Below are 16,140 nucleotides of genomic sequence, written 5' to 3' on the forward strand. Positions count from 1 at the left end.
GACGGGAGCGTCGGCGGAGGAGGTGTCGGTCACGAGGGGTCATCGTCCGGCGGCGGGACGAGCACGGGCAACCGGTTTTCCCGGCGGCGACGGACGACCGGCCCACGCCGGTCCCGGCCGGCCGGGCCGCGGTTGGCAGGGAGGCGGCAGCCGCGGGCGGGACTGCGGCGGTCATGGGCCGGGCTTGCGGCGGCCGGGTGCCGGGTGCCGGGTGCCGGGTGCCGGGGCGCGGTCGGTCGCGGCCGGACGGCGGTGGCAGGCGTCCGGGCGCGGTCCGTACGGAGGGCGCCGGGCGGCCGGGGCGGTTGGTCGTCGGGGGCGCGGCCGATGGCTGGACGGTGACGGGGGATTCGGCCGGGGTGTGGCGTTGCCGGCTGAACAGGAGCGGTCGGCAGTCGTCACCAGCCGGACGGTGGTGGTGCCGTCAGGTGGTCGGCGAGGCGGGAGAGGCGGTCGCGGAAGCGGCGGCGGCCCCGGGGCGGCGGCACCGCGTTCTCCCCGGCCGACGCGCTGACCAGGTGCTGCACCGTGTCCAGGTCCAGCTCGGCGCCGTCCGGGACGGTCAGCGTCTCGTGCGCCATCGCCGTCAGCTCCCGCTCGCCCGGGGCGCGGTCGGTGCCCAGCGCCAGCACCGTCGCACCCGCCCGGCGGGCGTCGTGCACCCGCTCCAGGAGCCGGGCACCGGGGTCCTCGGGCGTGACCACCAGCAGCGTCTCCCCGCGCCGGGCCGCCGCCAGCCGCCCGAGGCCGACCGCGAGATGCGCCGGGTCCGAGGGGCGCGCCCCGTGCCGGACCAGCGTCGGCGCCAGCTCCGGCGTCCCCGACCATGCGGCCTCGTCCACCAGGTGCGCCGCCAGGTGCCAGGGCTCGTACTCGGGGGTGCCCACCAGCAGCAACCCGCCCCCGTGCGGCACCACCGACCCCCGCAGCGCCCCCGCGAACCGCCGGGTGGCCCCGAGCCACTCGGTCCCGGCGAGCACTTCCCGCAGCAGCGCGACCCGTACGGCGTCCATGCGGTCGCATCCTGCCGCAACCCCCTCCGCGCGGTCCGGCGTTCGCCCCGGATTCACCCGGCCCGGGGACCCCCTTCCAGCGGGCGGGACCCCTACCCCTGGGCAGGCCGTCGCGGACGTAGGGTCGGCCCATGACCTCTACCGACAGTGCTGCACAGAAGGCCCCCGCCAAGGCACCGGCCAAGGACCCCTGGGACCTGCCCGACGTCTCCGGGCTGGTCGTCGGCGTGCTCGGCGGCACCGGCCCGCAGGGCAAGGGCCTCGCGTACCGCCTCGCCAAGGCCGGCCAGAAGGTGATCGTCGGCTCCCGCGCCGCCGAGCGCGCCGCGGCCGCCGCCGAGGAGATCGGGCACGGCGTCGAGGGTGCCGACAACGCCGAGACCGCGCGCCGCAGCGACGTCGTGATCGTCGCCGTACCGTGGGACGGCCACGGCAAGACCCTCGAATTCCTGCGCGCGGAACTGTCCGGCAAGCTCGTCGTCGACTGCGTCAACCCGCTCGGCTTCGACAAGAAGGGCGCCTACGCGCTCAAGCCCGAGGAGGGCAGCGCCGCCGAGCAGGCCGCCGCCCTGCTGCCGGACAGCCGGGTCGCCGCCGCCTTCCACCACCTCTCCGCGGTCCTCCTTCAGGACCCGGAGATCGACGAGATCGACACCGATGTGATGGTGCTCGGCGAGGAGCGGGCGGATGTGGAGATCGTGCAGGCCCTCGCGGGCCGCATCCCCGGCATGCGCGGCGTCTTCGCCGGGCGGCTGCGCAACGCCCACCAGGTCGAGTCGCTGGTCGCCAACCTGATCTCCGTCAACCGCCGCTACAAGGCGCACGCCGGGCTCCGCGTCACGGACGTATGAGGCGATGGGGGACACTGGTCGGTACCAGTGTCCCCCCGACAGGAGCCGTTCCCATGCCCCGCCTCGCCCTCTACGCCCTGGTCGTCTGCGTACTCGCCGTGGCCGCCGCCGTCGTCTCCTTCGTGCAGGGCAGCGTCGTGATCGGCGTCGTGTGGGTGCTGCTGTCGGGGCTGTCGTCGAACATGTGCTGGTACTACGCCAAGCGCGGCCGGGACGCCCGCCGCGCCGCCTCGTCCACGTCCGTCACCGGCTGAGCGGCCTCATCCGCCCGGCGTGCACAGCGGGTCGGTCTGCCAGAAGCGGTACAGCTCGAAGCCGCAGTACGTGTCGACCTCGCCGATCCCCAGGCCCCGCAGCAGCGCGTCGATCGCGTCGAAGAACACGCCGTTGAGCGCCGGGATCCACAGCAGCGCGAACACGATCAGCAGCCCGAACGGCGCGAGCGGCTCCACCTGCCGCCGCACGTTGTACGACAGCCAGGGCTCGATCACGCCGTAGCCGTCCAGGCCCGGCACCGGCAGGAAGTTCAGGATCGCGGCCGTGACCTGGAGCAGCGCGAGGAACGCCAGCGCCAGCCGGAAGTCGCGCGGCACGCCGTCCAGCGCGTCCAGCCAGAACGGCGCCGTGCACACGACGGCGAACAGCACGTTCGTCAGCGGCCCCGCCGCCGAGATGAGGCTGTGCCGCCACCGCCCCCTGATCCGTCCGCGCTCGATGAAGACGGCGCCGCCGGGCAGCCCGATCCCGCCCATGATCACGAAGAGGACGGGCAGGACGATGCTGAGCAGGGCATGGGTGTACTTCACCGGGTTCAGCGTGAGGTAGCCCTTCGCGCCGACCGAGATGTCGCCGCTGTGCAGCGCGGTGCGGGCGTGAGCGTACTCGTGCAGGCACAGCGAGACGACCCACGCGGCCGTGACGAACAGGAACACGGCGAGACCCGGCTGCTCGGCGAAGCCGGTCCAGGTGGCCCAGCCCGTGACCGCGGCGACGGCGACGATCCCGAGGAAGACGGGACTGATCCTCCGGTCGCTGGGACGGGCGGTGGCGGTGGACATGGAACTCCCTGACTGTCGGGCACGCGTGACGACACCCGCGGGGGGTGCGGGACCGCCCGACCGTACCGGGCGCACGGGGGAAACGTCTCGCGGGCGGCGGTCGTTCCGGAGCGGAACCGGCGGTCGGCCACGCCGCGCGGACAAAACCCCGTGACCGGCTCCGACGGCAGCGGGGACAATGGTCCCGTGCGCTATCGCATCCTCGGCACCACACAGGTACTCCGTCCCGACGGCACGGCCGTCCCGCTCGGCGGGGCGCGGCTGCGCGCCCTGCTGACCGTGCTCGCCCTCCGGGCCGGCCGCGCCGTCCCCGCGGGGCTGCTGGTGGAGGAGGTCTGGGCCGGGTACCCGCCCGCCGACGCGACGGGCGCCCTGCAAGCGCTGGTCGGGCGGCTGCGCCGGGCGCTGGGCGCCGACTCGGTCGCCTCGGCCGACGGCGGTTACCGGCTCGCCGCCGCCCCCGACGACGTCGACCTGCACCGCTTCGACCGGCTCGCCGGTGAGGGCACCCGCGCCCTCGCCGACGGCGACCCCGCCAAGGCGGCCGTCGTGCTCGACGACGCGCTCGCGCTGTGGCGCGGGCCCGTCCTCGCCGACCTGCCCGACCGCACCGCCGAGGCGGCCCGCTGGGAGACCCGGCACTTCGAAGCCCTGCGCGCCCGCCACACCGCCGCCCTGGACCTCGGCCAGGCCGAGCACTCCCTGCCCGAGCTGACCGCCCTGTGCGACGGCCACCCCCTGGACGAGCCCCTCCAGGCGCTGCGGCTGCGCGCCCTGCGCGACTCCGGCCGCACCGCCGAGGCACTGGCCGCCTACGAGGCCGTACGCCGCCTCCTCGCCGACCGGCTCGGCACGGATCCCGGCCCGGAACTGCGGACCCTCCACGCGGAGCTGCTCAGCCCCTCTCCCACCCCGACGCCCGGCCGGAGCCGCACCCCGGGCTGGACGTCGGGCCCCGGTCCTGCGTCGGGCCCCGGTCCTGCGTCCGGCGCGGGGGCTGCGTCTGGTCCTGACCCGGCATCCGGTCCGGCCTCGGGACCCGCCGTCGCGCCCGGCTCCGGTGGGGGACCTGCCCCAGGGTGGTGGCCCGCTCCCGGCACGGCGCCGGGGAGCTCAACCGCGCCGCCCCACGACACGGCATCCGCCGCTGATACGGCGCCTGCCCCGGGCCCGACCTCTGCCCCCGGCACGGCGCCCGCCCCGGGCACGGCGGCCCCCGGCCCGGGTACGGCGGGCTCCACCCCTGGCACCTCGCCCGCCGGGGGTACGGCACCTGTCGCGGGTACGACGCCGGCACCTGGCACGGCCCCCGCCCCGGGCTCCACGCCCGCCCCGGGTACGGCGGGCCCCGCCCGTGACACCTCGTACGCCCCGGGTACGGCACCTGTCGCGGGTACGACGCCGGCGCCTGGCACGGCCCCCGCCCCGGGCTCCACGCCCGCCCCCGGCATAGCCCCCGCCCCCGGCACAGCCCCCGCCCCCGGTCCGCAGCCCGTCGACGGGCGGCGGCCGGTCGCCGGTCCCGCGTCCGGTACGGGGCCCGGGGCCGCGACGCCGCCGGAAGCCGCTGCCGCGGCGTCGGCCGGGTCCGCCCCCTCGCCCGCCCCGGAGGGACCCCGCCCCCGCGGCAACCTGCGCGCCCGGCTCACCTCCTTCGTCGGGCGGGACGGCGACGTGGAGAGACTGCGTGCCGACCTGGCGGCCACCCGGCTCGTCACCCTCCTCGGGCCCGGCGGCGCCGGGAAGACCCGGCTGTCGCAGGAGGCCGCGGAAGGGGCCGGGGACGCCGCGCGCGACGGCGTGTGGCTGGCCGAGCTGGCCCCCGTGGACGACCCCGCCGACGTACCGGAGGCCGTTCTGACGGCCGTCGGCGCCCGCGAGACCGTGCTCTACCGCGCCGGTGCCGAGGAGATGCGGGCCGCCACCGCCTCCGAGGGGCAGGACACCGCCGTCGAGCGGCTCGTCGAGCACTGCGGCCGGCGCCGCATGCTGATCGTCCTCGACAACTGCGAGCACGTCGTCGACGCCGCCGCCCGCCTCACCGAGGAACTCCTCGCCCGCTGCCCCCGCCTGACCGTCCTCGCCACCAGCCGCGAACCCCTCGGCGTGCCGGGGGAGTCGCTGCGCCCCGTGGAACCGCTGCCCGAACCCGCCGCGCTGCGGCTGCTCGCCGACCGGGGCGCCGCCGCCCGCCCCGGCTTCCGCGTCGACGCCGACGAGGAGACCGCCGCCGCCTGCGCCGAGATCTGCCGCCGCCTCGACGGACTGCCGCTGGCCATCGAACTGGCCGCCGCCCGGCTCCGGATGCTCACCCCGCGCCAGATCGCCGACCGGCTCGACGACCGCTTCCGCCTGCTCACCTCCGGCAGCCGTACCGTCCTGCCCCGCCAGCAGACGCTGCGTGCGGTCGTCGACTGGTCCTGGGACCTGCTCGACGCCGACGAACGCGAGGTGCTGGGGCGGCTGTCCGTCTTCGCGGGCGGCTGCGACCTCGCCGCCGCCGAGGCCGTGTGCGGGCCCGCCGCGCTGGACGCCCTCGGCTCCCTCGTCGACAAGTCCCTCGTCGTGGCCGCGCCGGTGACGGACCGCCTGTCCGGCGACGGCATGCGCTACCGGCTCCTGGAGACCGTCGCCGAATACGCGGGCGAGCGCCTCGACGAGGCCGGCGGACGCGCCGCCGCGGCCCGCGCCCACCTGACGTACTACCGCGAACTCGCCCGCACCACCGACCCGCTGCTGCGCGGTCCGCGGCAACTCGCGGCCATCGAGCGGCTGGAGCGCGAGTACGAGAACCTGCGCACCGCCCTGCGCCACGCCGTCGCCGAGCGCGACGAGCAGGAGGCGCTGTGCCTGGCGCTGTCGCTGGTCTGGTACTGGCAGATGCGCGACCTGCGGGTGGAGGCCCGGAACTGGTTCGTCGAGGTGATGGCACTCGGCCCGGATCCCTTCGCCGAACCGGGCACCCCCGCCCGGCCGGTGTGGGAGCGGTGCACGTCCGCCCCGCCCCCGATGACCGGCGAGGTCCTCGCCGAGGCCCGGCGCGGGGTGCACCTGGCCCATCTGGCGTGCATGGACACGGAGCTGGACGCGTGGCAGAACCCGGCGGCCCAGCGCAAGCTGCGCGTCATCGCGGACACCTACGAGCCGGGGATGCCGCAGACCTGTTCCAGCCCCGGCCTGCTCTGGTTCTACTCCGTGATGCTCACCGGTGACATGGACCGGCTGCGCAGGATCATGGACGCCACCGTGCGCACCTGCCGGGAGACTCCGGGCTACGAGTGGGAGCTGGCCGGCGGTCTTCAGATGCGCGCCAACATGCTCGCCAACCGCACCGACTGGGCGGGCGACGCGGTCCGCGACGCCGACGAGTCCCTGGAGATCTACGACCGGCTCGGCGACGCCTGGGGCATGGCCGAGGCGCTCTCCGGGCGGGCCGAGGCCCGCGAGCGCGTCGGCGAGTACCGGCTGGCCGCCGCCGACTACCGGGCCGCCGCGCAGCACGCCGAGCGGATCGGCGCCCACGCCCAGGTGGACATCCTCGACGCCCGCCTCGGCAGCGTGCTCCTGGAGGCGGGCGACACGGAGCGGGGCGAGCGCGTCCTGCGCGACGTGATCGACCGCACGGCCGGGACCGGCCACAACGGCGCGATGCCCGCCGCCCGGCTGTTCCTCGCCGGGCACCTGGGCATGACGGGGCGTACGGCCGAGGCGGGCGAGCAGCTGCGGCTGCTGCGCGAGGAGTTCTCCATCGCGCACTTCGTGGTCTTCGACGCCTTCATCCTCGCCGCCGAGGCGTGGCTCGCCACGCTGGAGGACCGGCACGAGGAGTGCCTGACCCGGATCCGCAAGTCGCTGGCGCGGGCCGAGGACCCGCTGTCCGCGGCCATCGCCCCGCACATGCGCTCGGCGTACCTGACCATCGCCGCGATGGCCCTGGCCCGCCTGGACGGCGGCGACCGGGCCGCGGACGGCGCCCGGTGCCTGGGCGCCGCCGAGGCGATGCTGCCGCCGGGGCACGTGTCGACCGGCATGGAGCGCGACGCGCGCGGCCGGGCCGTCGAACGGGTCCGCGGGGCGCTCGGCGGCGAGGCGTACGACGCCGCGTACGCCGAGGGCGGCCGGCTCTCCCCGCAGGAGGCCGTCGCCCTCGTCTGACGCCTGCCACACGGGCGCGGATCAGGACTTCGTACGGAACTTGTGGATGGCGATCGGTGCCATCACCGCCGTCAGTGCGGCGGACCAGGCCAGCGTCACCCACAGGTCGTGCGCGACGGGACCGCCCAACATCAGCCCGCGCGCGGTGTCCGCCAGCGAGGACAGAGGGTTGTAGTCCGTGAACGATTGCAGCCATCCCGGCATCGAGTCGGTCGGCGCGAAGATCGACGAACCGAACTGCAACGGCATCAGCACCAGGAACCCCATCGCCTGCACGGACTGCGCGTTCTTCATGACCACGCCGAGGGTCAGGAACACCCACATCAGCGCCGAGCCGAACACCGCGGACAGCCCCACCGAGGCCAGCAGCCCCGCCCAGTCGGTGATGTCGAAGCCGACCAGGACGGCGACGACCATCAGCACCGCGGTCGCGAACAGCATCCGCAGCAGCTCCACCGCGATCTTCGCGAACAGCACCGAGCCGCGGCCGATCGGCAGCGACCGGAAGCGGTCCATGACACCGGAGTTGAAGTCCTGGTTGAAGCCGGTGCCGACCCCCTGGGCCATGTTCATGCCCATCATGGCCATCAGGCCGGGGATGACGTACTGCACGTACGCCTGCTGGCCGCCGCCCAGGGACTGCCCGATGGAGCCGCCGAACACGTACACGAACAGCAGCGTGAAGACGATCGGGAAGAGGATGGCGTCGAACATCGACTCCGGGTCCTGCCGGATCCACAGCAGGTTGCGGCGGATCAGCGCGCTGGTGTGCCGGAGGTGGGCGCGCGGGGTGATCCGCGCGTCCGGGGTGGTCAGGGTGTCGGGGGCGTACGTGGCGGCGCTCATACGGCGACCTCCTCGCGGGTGTCGTCGGTGACGGGGGCGGGGTCCTGCGGGGCACTGGCGCGGTGGCCGGTGAGGGACAGGAAGACCTCGTCCAGGCTGGGGAGTTCGGTGGTGACGGCGGAGACGGTGATGCCGCGTGCGGTGACCGCGCCGACCACGGCCGTCAACTGCTCGTCGCTGAGGATCGGCACCAGCACGGTCCCGCGCTCGGTGTCCACCGTGGAGCTGGCGAGCCCGGTGATGCCCAGCTCGTCCAGGTAGGCGGCGAGCGGGCGCAGTTGCAGCGGGTCGGCCGGGCGGATGCGCAGGGTGCGGCCGCCGACCTTGGCCTTCAGCTCCTCGATGCCGCCGTTCGCGATGACCTTGCCGCGGTCCACGACGGTCAGCTCGGAGGCGAGCTGCTCGGCCTCCTCCATGTACTGGGTGGTGAGCAGCACGGTGACACCGTCGCCGACCATGCGCTTGACCTCGTCCCACACCTCGTTGCGGGTGCGCGGGTCGAGACCGGTGGTGGGCTCGTCCAGGAACAGCACGGCCGGGTGCCCGATCATGGAGGCGGCCAGGTCGAGCCGGCGCCGCATGCCACCGGAGTAGGTGGACGCGGGCCGCTTGCCCGCCTCAGTGAGCGAGAACCGCTCCAGCAGCTCGTCGGCGCGGGTGCGCGCGTCCCGGCGGGACAGGTCGAGCAGCCGGCCGATCATGTAGAGGTTCTCCCAGCCGGGGAGCTTCTCGTCCACGGAGGCGTACTGCCCGGTCAGCCCTATGACGCGGCGCAGCTGCCGCGGCTGCCGCACGACGTCGTACCCGGCGACGTGCGCCTGGCCGGAGTCGGGGGTGATGAGGGTGGACAGGATGCGTACGAGGGTGGTCTTGCCGGCGCCGTTCGGACCGAGCACGCCCATCACGGTGCCCTCGCGCACGTCCAGGTCGACGCCGTCCAGCGCCTTGGTCTCGCCGTAGTGCTTGACCAGCCCCCGCACGGTGACCGCGCTGTCCGCGGCCCGGGGGATGTCGTCGATTCGCTTCATGCCCCAGACGATGGCAGGGGGCACCGACAAAGCACCGACATCCCACCGACAGCCGGCCGGTGCCACCGACATCCCGCCGACGGCCCGTCCGGGAAACCACGCGGCCCCGCCGACGGGGGAAGATCGGCGGGGCCGGTGGCCGTACCGCGATGGCCTACTGGTGAGCGGAGGTCAGTGGACGGAGGTCAGTGGACGGAGTGCTCGTCCGCGGGGAACGTGCCGCCGACGACGTCCTCGGCGTACGCCTTCGCCGCGTCGCCCATGACCTTGCGCAGGTCGGCGTACTGCTTGACGAACTTCGGCATCCGCCCGCCGGTCAGCCCGAGCATGTCGGTCCACACCAGCACCTGGGCGTCGGTGTCCGGGCCCGCGCCGATACCGACCGTCGGGATGTGCAGCGTCCGGGTCACCTCGGCGGCCAGCTCGGCCGGCACCAGCTCCAGGACGACCGCGAAGGCGCCCGCGTCCTGGACCGCCTTGGCGTCGCGCAGCAGCTGCTGGGCCGCCTCCTCGCCGCGGCCCTGCACCCGGTAGCCCATGGAGTTGACGGACTGCGGGGTGAGGCCGATGTGCGCCATCACCGGGATGCCGGACTCCACCAGCAGCTCGATCTGCCGGTGCGAGCGCTCGCCGCCCTCCAGCTTGACCGCGCCGACCCCGGCCTCCTTGACCAGCCGGGTCGCCGAGCGCAGCGCCTGCACCGGGCCCTCCTGGTAGGAGCCGAAGGGCAGGTCGCCCACGATCAGGGCGCGGCTGGTGCCCCGGACTACCGCGGCCGAGAGCATCGTCATCTCGTCCAGCGTGACGGGCACGGTGGTCTCGTAGCCGAGGTGGCAGTTGCCCGCGGAGTCGCCGACGAGCATCACCGGGATGCCGGACTCGTCGAAGACGGAGGCGGTCATCGCGTCGTACGCGGTGAGCATGGGCCACTTCTCGCCGCGCTCCTTGGCGGCGGTGATGTCCCGGACGGTGATACGGCGGTTGATCTTGCCCCCGTACAGCGCCCTGTTCCCGTCGGCGGGCTTGGGCTGCGGCGTCTGGGCAGCCGAAAGCTGCGTCATGGCAACGGCTCCTTCATGTCATCTCGAGGCGCCCTGACGGCGTCCCCGGATCCCTTCCATGGTGGCACTTGTCGCGCCCCGGCGGCTAGGGGACCCCCGTCACGTACCCCGTCAAGGAGCAGAGAGCGACTCATGGGGTCAAATGTGCCCGTTGTGTCACAGAGCCGCCCGTCCCGGCACAGTGCGGAACTCCGCGGGACGGCCCGTACGTCCTCGTCCCCGTACGGCCGTCCAGGGCGGCGGGATCGGAACCGATCATCCCCTATGGTGCTGAGTCACAGGGGGCGACGGTGTGCACAGCAGGCAGTGAGGCAACGGTATGGCGCAGCAGGCGTACATGACGGAGACGGACGGCGGCGGCTCGGACCCCGAGCGCCGGGAGAACCGGATTCGGCGCCTGTTCGACCGGGCGGTCAGCGGCTGGCGCGGCGACCGGCGGATCTGGCGCCGGGGCCTGGTCACGGCGGCGGTCGCACTGCTCCTGTCGGCGGTCATGGCGGCCCACTCGCACATCCCGAACGCCATCGGCAACCTCGGCAGCCTCACCGAGACCTTCCTGCCGTGGTTCGGTCTGCTGATCCCGGTCCTGCTGGTGATCGCGCTGGTCCGCAAGTCGGCGACGGCGCTGATCGCGCTGGTGGTGCCGGTGAGCGTGTGGCTCAACCTCTTCGGCGGCCTGCTCTTCGACAAGACCGGCTCCGGCGGCGACCTCACCGTGGCCACGCACAACGTCAACGCCGACAACGCCGACCCGGCGGGCACCGCCCGTGCCGTCGCCGCCGCCGGTGCGGACGTGATGGCCCTGGAGGAACTGAAGGCGTCCGCCGTACCGACGTACGAGAAGGCGCTGGCGGCCAAGTACCCGCACCACGCGGTCGTCGGCACCGTCGGGCTGTGGAGCAAGTACCCGATCAGCGGGGTGAAGCCGGTCGACATCGAGCTGGGCTGGAAGCGCGCGATGCGCGCCACCGTCACCACGCCCTCCGGGCCGATCGCGGTGTACGTCGCCCACCTGCCCTCCGTACGGGTGAAGCTGGAGGCCGGTTTCACCGCGCGGCAGCGGGACAAGAGCGCCGACGCCCTCGGCGAGGCCATCTCCCACGAGAAGCTGCCCCGCAAGATCCTGCTGGGCGACCTCAACGGAACCATGAACGACCGCTCGCTCACCGCGATCACCTCCCAGCTGCGCTCCCCGCAGGGCGCCGTGGGCGACGGCTTCGGCTTCAGCTGGCCGGCGTCCTTCCCGATGGCCCGCATCGACCAGATCCTGGTCACCGGCGTGGAACCGATGACCAGCTGGACCCTCCCGGCGACCGGCAGCGACCACCTGCCGATCGCCGCGCGTGTGAAGGTCGACACAACGGCTTCCTAGAATTCGTCTGCGGAATACCCGCCCTGAGAGTCTTTGTTCCGTACGGGAACATACAGTCGTCCCCGCCCGGCCCTCCCGGCCTCCCGTACGCAACCCCGCTCTCGAAAGGCGAGACCCCCTCATGCCCCTGGCCCTGCTCGCCCTTGCCGTGGGCGCCTTCGGCATCGGTACCACCGAGTTCGTGATGATGGGCCTGCTGCCCGACGTCGCGGACGACCTGGGCATCTCCATCCCCACCGCCGGCCACCTCGTCTCCGCCTACGCGCTCGGCGTCGTCATCGGCGCCCCGCTGCTCGCCGCGGTGACGACCCGGATGTCCCGCCGCGCCGTCCTGATCGCCCTCATGGCGCTGTTCGTGGTGGGCAACGCCCTGTCGGCCGTCGCCCCCGGCGAGATCTCCCTGCTCGCCGCCCGCTTCGTCAGCGGCCTGCCGCACGGCGCCTTCTTCGGCGTCGGCGCGGTCGTGGCCACCGGCATGGTCGCGCCGGAACGCAAGGCCCGCTCCGTCTCCCTGATGTTCCTCGGCCTCACCGTCGCCAACATCGTCGGCGTCCCGGCCGCCACCGCCATGGGCCAGCAGCTCGGCTGGCGGGCCACCTTCCTCGGCGTGAGCGCGATCGGCGTGGCGGCGATAGCGGCGCTGGCCTTCCTCATCCCGCGCGACAGCGCCCCCGCCCCCACCACGGGCCTGCGCGGCGAACTGGCCGCCCTGCGCTCCCTGCCCGTCTGGCTGGCACTCGGGACGACGGTCGCGGGCTTCGGCGCGCTCTTCGCGGCCTACAGCTACATCACGCCGATGCTGACCGACGCCGCCGGGTTCGCCGAGAGCAGCGTGACGCTGCTGCTGGCCCTCTTCGGCGTCGGCGCCACCGCGGGCAACCTGCTGGGCGGCCGCCTGGCCGACCACTCCCTGCGCGGCACCCTCTTCGGCGGCCTCGCCTCTCTCGTCGTGGTCCTGGCGCTGTTCCCCCTCCTCATGCGTACGCCGGTCACGGCGGCCGCGTCGGTGGCCCTGCTCGGCATGGCCGCCTTCGTCACCGGCTCGCCCCTCCAGCTCATGGTCATGGAGAAGGCCGCCGCGGCCCCCTCCCTGGCCTCCTCCGCCAACCAGGCCGCCTTCAACCTCGCCAACGCGGGCGGCGCCTGGATCGGCGGCCTGGCCCTGGCCGCCGGATTCGGGGCCACCTCCCCGGCGACGGCGGGCGCGGCCCTGGCGGTCCTCGGCCTCGCGGTCGCGGCCACGGCGTGGACGGTGGACCGGCGTCGCGCGGTCCTCGCCCCGGTTCCCGGGCGCGAGCGGGTGGTCGCGGGGCACGTGCCGGAGCCGGTGGAGGCGGTACGGCGGTGACCGGGGCGCGGCGGTGGGCCGGTGCCCGGCGTCTCCGCGCATCCGGCCGACGGCTCAGGCGGCGCGACGCCGCAGCGCGGACGCCACCGGTACCACCGTGCCGAGTACCGCCAGCAAGGCCGAGGCGGCCGTGACCGCGCCGACCGCCGCCCACGGAACGACGATGGGCGCCGTGCCGAAGAGTTGGTGGAGGGCGGCGCCGAGGCCGAGGATGTTCACCCCGGCGGCGAGCAGTGCCAGGGTCACCCCGACCGCCGTGACCAGCAGCGCCTCGGCGACGAAGAAGTGCAGGACCTGGCGCGGTGTGGCCCCGGCCAGGCCGAGGACGGTCACGTCGCGGCGCCGGTCCGCGGTCGCCATCAGCAGGGTGTTCAGGATCGCCACGAAGCAGAACAGCACGACGATCACGGCGGTGGACCGCTGCCGGGTCTCGGTGAGCCGGCGCGCCTGCGCGGCCTCGGCGGCGACCAGTCCGTCCCGGGTGGTGAGCCGCGCCCCGCTGTCCGTGAGCACCGCCCGTACGCGCGCCAGGGCCGCTGGACGGTCCGTCCCCGGGGCCAGGGACAGCGCGGCGCGGCGGACCAGGCCGTCGCGGGCGAACGGGCCCGTCCCGGCGAAGCGTTCCGGAAGGTACGCCACGTCCTCGCCGGGCAGCGCCGCGTAGACGGCGGCCACCCGCAGGGTGACCTCGCGGCCGTCCGCGAGCCTCGTACGCACCCGGTCGCCGACCTCCATTCCCCACCGCTGGGCAACGGCCATGCTCCGCTCGTCCAGATCGTCCAGCGACCCTTGCACGACCTCGAGGCGGGACGACCGGCGCAGGGCCTCGGGGTCCACCGCGAGCCCGTCGTTCTCCGCCAGCCGCCCGTCCCCGTCGGGGAAGTAGACGGTGGTCAGCACGGGCGCGGCCACCCGCACGCCCGTCACCCGGGCCACCCGCTCCGCCACCCGCGGGCTGAACCCGGGTGCCCCGCCCTCCGGCACGACGGCGTACGGCGACCCGACCCCCGCCCGGAACCCCGCGTCCCGGGCGGCCCCCAGCGAGTCGGTGGCCGTGAGCAGGGACAGGGCGAGCCCGACCGTCAGCAGCACCGGCGCCGCGGTGGCCGCCGTACGCCGGCGCGAGGTGAGCGCGCTCTGCCGCACGAGGAGGGCGGCCGGGCCGCGCAGCCGCCGCAACGGCCGCGTCAGCACCCGGACGACGGGGCCCACGAGCAGCGGTGCCAGCGCGGCGATCGCGACGACGGGCACCAGCAGCGAGACCACGTACGCGGTGGGGGAGAGGACCGTCCGGGGCGCGGCGAGCCCGATCCAGCACGCCGTCCCCGCCCCGCCGGCCAGCCCCACGAGGCCGAGGGCGGCCCGGCCGGACGGCACCGCCGTGTCCTCGGCCGTACCCTCCCGCAGCGCCTCCACCGGCCGCACCCGGGAGGCCCGGCGCGCGGCGGCCACCGCACCGCACAGGGCCACGAGCAGCCCCGTCAGGACGGCGGCCCCGAGCGGCGCGAGCACTCCCGGGCGCGCGGAGATCTCCACCGCGAACCAGGGCGGTGCGATGTCCATCGCGATGAGCAGGCCGGTCAGCGGCCGGGTGCCCAGCAGTCCCAACGCCCCGCCGAGCGCTGACGCGAGGCAGCCCACCAGCAGGGCCTCGGCGCGGACCATACGGCGCACCTGCCGTCCGGTGGCGCCCACGGTCCGCAGGAGGGCGATCTCCCGGCGCCGCTGCACCACCGCGAAGGCGAACGTGGAGGCCACCACGAACACGGCCGTGGTACCGGCGACCGCGGCCATCACCGGCAGCAGGGTGAGGGTGTTGTCCAGGGCCTCCCGGTCGTCGGCGGCGTCCGCGTCGGCGCGGTGCCGGTCGGCCCCGGTGAGCACCTCGGCCGTGTCCGGGACCAGCGCGCGCACCCGTTCCACCGGCCCCAGCGCGACCAGGGCGTCGACGCGGGGCGACAGCCGCTCCGCCTCCGCCGCGCTGAAGAAGACGGCGTCCTCCCAGCCGACCGGCGTCACCGTGCCGACGACGGTGTAGCGCCCCGGCCCGTCGGCCGTCAGCACGGTCACCGACTCCCCGGTGCGCGCTCGGCCGGAGGGGACGACGATCTCGTTCCCCGCGCGCGGCGCCCGCCCGTGCCGCAGCGCGTACCCGCCGAACTGGGCCACCGGCCACGGGTGGCCGACCTGCTTCTTCGTTCCGCCGTCCGCGAGCTGCGCGTAGAAGGCCCGGTCGACCACCGTGGTACCCGTCGCGGACACGTCCCTTATCAACCGCGAGGACAGTCCGCGGGCGGCGGCGGGCGACCGTACGCCCAGATCGTGCTGTGCGGAGTCCCAGTGCGGATCGGCGGGCAGGACGACGGCGGGCGCGTGGGCGAACCGGTGCGGGGGCCGCTGCGCGGGCTCCGCCGCCGACATCAGTACGACACCGAGAGCGGTCAAATGCGCCACCGCGAGGACGAGCGCGACGACCGTCCCGAGGAACGACACCCAGCGGAGCCGAAGCGTGCCCAGCGCGATCCTCAGCACGGGGCACCCGCCGTCTCCTCCGCCGCGGGGCGGCCCAGCGCCGTCATCCGCTCGGCGACCGCTTCCGCGGTGGGCGAGCGCAGCTCTCCCGCGAGGAGCCCGTCGGCGAGGAAGACCACGCGGTCGGCGAACGCGGCGACCTGCGGATCATGCGTGACCATCACGACGGTCCCCGCCTCCCGTTCACCGGGGGAGTGCACCAGATCCCGCAGGACACGCAGCAGTTCGTGCCCCGTCGTCAGGTCGAGCGCCCCGGTCGGCTCGTCGGCGAAGAGGACGGCAGGGCGGGTCACCAACGCCCGGGCGACGGCCACTCGCTGCTGCTGGCCCCCGGAGAGGTGATGCGGACGGCTCCCGGCCCGGTCGCCGAGCCCCACCTGCTCCAGCGCCCGCCGCACCTCCCCGCGCGCCGGGCGCCGCCCGGCGAGCCGCAGGGGCAGCGCCACGTTCTGCTCGGCGGTGAGGGAGGGCAGCAGGTTGTACGCCTGGAAGACGAACCCGGTGGCGGTCCGGCGGAACCGGGTCCGTTGGGTCTCGCTCAGCGAGGTCAGGTCCGTCCCGTCCAGCAGGACGCGTCCGGAACTGGGCCCGTCGAGCCCGGCGGCACACTGCAGCAGGGTCGACTTGCCGGACCCCGAGGGCCCCATCACGGCGGTGAAACACCCCCGCTCGAACCCCAGGTCGACCGGCCCGAGCACGGTCGCCTCCGTCCGCCCCGATCCGTACCGCTTGGTCAGCGCCTCGAGCCGCACCGCGTCGTCGTCCCTCATCCCGCCCGCTCCCCCTCGATCGCCCATATGTGGACGCCGTCCACATCCTCGACGCGTCGTAGACTAGCCGCCGATGTGAACGCCGTCCACATCGCGGGGGCGGGAG

General features: G+C 74.8%; 12 protein-coding genes. 5 read left to right on the plus strand and 7 right to left on the minus strand.

Features of this window, described 5'->3' with window-relative positions; genetic code table 11:
- Positions 1-398: 398 nt before the first annotated feature.
- On the minus strand, positions 399-1,013 hold the full coding sequence (locus tag R2E43_RS26980) for a hypothetical protein (protein ID WP_003976549.1): 615 nt from the start codon (positions 1,011-1,013) through the stop codon (positions 399-401).
- 131 nt (positions 1,014-1,144) lie between these two features.
- On the opposite strand from R2E43_RS26980, the gene npdG reads away from it, so the two are divergent.
- Positions 1,145-1,864: an NADPH-dependent F420 reductase gene (npdG, locus tag R2E43_RS26985; RefSeq protein ID WP_332056646.1), complete on the plus strand. Its 720-nt coding sequence runs from the start codon at positions 1,145-1,147 to the stop codon at positions 1,862-1,864.
- Between the two features lie 53 nt (positions 1,865-1,917).
- Entirely contained in the window at positions 1,918-2,118 is a 201-nt protein-coding gene (locus tag R2E43_RS26990; protein WP_016326075.1) for a hypothetical protein, read from the plus strand.
- A 6-nt stretch (positions 2,119-2,124) separates the two neighbouring features.
- Here R2E43_RS26990 and R2E43_RS26995 read toward each other — a convergent pair whose 3' ends face one another.
- The gene (locus tag R2E43_RS26995) at positions 2,125-2,922 is read right to left on the minus strand and encodes a site-2 protease family protein (RefSeq protein ID WP_003976552.1); all 798 of its coding nucleotides are present in this window, start codon (positions 2,920-2,922) and stop codon (positions 2,125-2,127) included.
- A 186-nt stretch (positions 2,923-3,108) separates the two neighbouring features.
- On the opposite strand from R2E43_RS26995, the gene R2E43_RS27000 reads away from it, so the two are divergent.
- Positions 3,109-7,077, plus strand: coding sequence for a BTAD domain-containing putative transcriptional regulator (locus R2E43_RS27000; protein WP_408649119.1), 3,969 nt, complete (start codon positions 3,109-3,111; stop codon positions 7,075-7,077).
- 21 nt (positions 7,078-7,098) lie between these two features.
- Here the strand turns inward: R2E43_RS27000 and R2E43_RS27005 are convergent, their stop codons facing one another.
- From R2E43_RS27005 to panB, 3 genes are all read right to left on the minus strand, one after another.
- A complete protein-coding gene (locus R2E43_RS27005; protein WP_003976554.1) occupies positions 7,099-7,923 on the minus strand; it encodes an ABC transporter permease in 825 nt (274 codons plus the stop codon).
- A complete protein-coding gene (locus tag R2E43_RS27010) occupies positions 7,920-8,951 on the minus strand; it encodes an ATP-binding cassette domain-containing protein (protein ID WP_003976555.1) in 1,032 nt (343 codons plus the stop codon). Before R2E43_RS27010 ends, R2E43_RS27005 begins: the two co-directional genes overlap by 4 nt.
- A 185-nt stretch (positions 8,952-9,136) precedes the next feature.
- The gene (gene panB, locus R2E43_RS27015) at positions 9,137-10,012 is read right to left on the minus strand and encodes a 3-methyl-2-oxobutanoate hydroxymethyltransferase (protein WP_003976556.1); all 876 of its coding nucleotides are present in this window, start codon (positions 10,010-10,012) and stop codon (positions 9,137-9,139) included.
- A 319-nt stretch (positions 10,013-10,331) separates the two neighbouring features.
- Here panB and R2E43_RS27020 point away from each other — a divergent pair, with 319 nt between their 5' ends.
- Together R2E43_RS27020 and R2E43_RS27025 are read left to right on the plus strand one after the other, a co-directional pair.
- Entirely contained in the window at positions 10,332-11,384 is a 1,053-nt protein-coding gene (locus R2E43_RS27020) for an endonuclease/exonuclease/phosphatase family protein (protein ID WP_016326071.1), read from the plus strand.
- Between the two features lie 121 nt (positions 11,385-11,505).
- Positions 11,506-12,732 (plus strand): MFS transporter, encoded by a 1,227-nt coding sequence (locus R2E43_RS27025; protein WP_332056648.1) that lies wholly within the window; start codon positions 11,506-11,508, stop codon positions 12,730-12,732.
- 54 nt (positions 12,733-12,786) lie between these two features.
- Here R2E43_RS27025 and R2E43_RS27030 read toward each other — a convergent pair whose 3' ends face one another.
- Together R2E43_RS27030 and R2E43_RS27035 are read right to left on the minus strand one after the other, a co-directional pair.
- A complete protein-coding gene (locus R2E43_RS27030) occupies positions 12,787-15,264 on the minus strand; it encodes an ABC transporter permease (RefSeq protein ID WP_332056649.1) in 2,478 nt (825 codons plus the stop codon).
- Complete coding sequence (locus R2E43_RS27035; protein WP_332056650.1) at positions 15,258-16,034, minus strand: ABC transporter ATP-binding protein; 777 nt, start codon at positions 16,032-16,034, stop codon at positions 15,258-15,260. The genes R2E43_RS27030 and R2E43_RS27035 overlap by 7 nt, the downstream gene beginning before the upstream one ends.
- Positions 16,035-16,140: the final 106 nt, after the last annotated feature.

It is taken from the genome of Streptomyces violaceoruber (assembly GCF_033406955.1).
GTDB lineage: Bacteria > Actinomycetota > Actinomycetes > Streptomycetales > Streptomycetaceae > Streptomyces > Streptomyces violaceoruber.

Coding starts and splice junctions, on each gene's coding strand:
- R2E43_RS26980 (WP_003976549.1), bottom strand. CDS start 1,013: ATGGACGCCGTACGGGTCGCGCTGCTGCGGGAAGTGCTCGCCGGGACC.
- npdG (WP_332056646.1), top strand. CDS start 1,145: ATGACCTCTACCGACAGTGCTGCACAGAAGGCCCCCGCCAAGGCACCG.
- R2E43_RS26990 (WP_016326075.1), top strand. CDS start 1,918: ATGCCCCGCCTCGCCCTCTACGCCCTGGTCGTCTGCGTACTCGCCGTG.
- R2E43_RS26995 (WP_003976552.1), bottom strand. CDS start 2,922: ATGTCCACCGCCACCGCCCGTCCCAGCGACCGGAGGATCAGTCCCGTC.
- R2E43_RS27005 (WP_003976554.1), bottom strand. CDS start 7,923: ATGAGCGCCGCCACGTACGCCCCCGACACCCTGACCACCCCGGACGCG.
- R2E43_RS27010 (WP_003976555.1), bottom strand. CDS start 8,951: ATGAAGCGAATCGACGACATCCCCCGGGCCGCGGACAGCGCGGTCACC.
- panB (WP_003976556.1), bottom strand. CDS start 10,012: ATGACGCAGCTTTCGGCTGCCCAGACGCCGCAGCCCAAGCCCGCCGAC.
- R2E43_RS27020 (WP_016326071.1), top strand. CDS start 10,332: ATGGCGCAGCAGGCGTACATGACGGAGACGGACGGCGGCGGCTCGGAC.
- R2E43_RS27025 (WP_332056648.1), top strand. CDS start 11,506: ATGCCCCTGGCCCTGCTCGCCCTTGCCGTGGGCGCCTTCGGCATCGGT.
- R2E43_RS27035 (WP_332056650.1), bottom strand. CDS start 16,034: ATGAGGGACGACGACGCGGTGCGGCTCGAGGCGCTGACCAAGCGGTAC.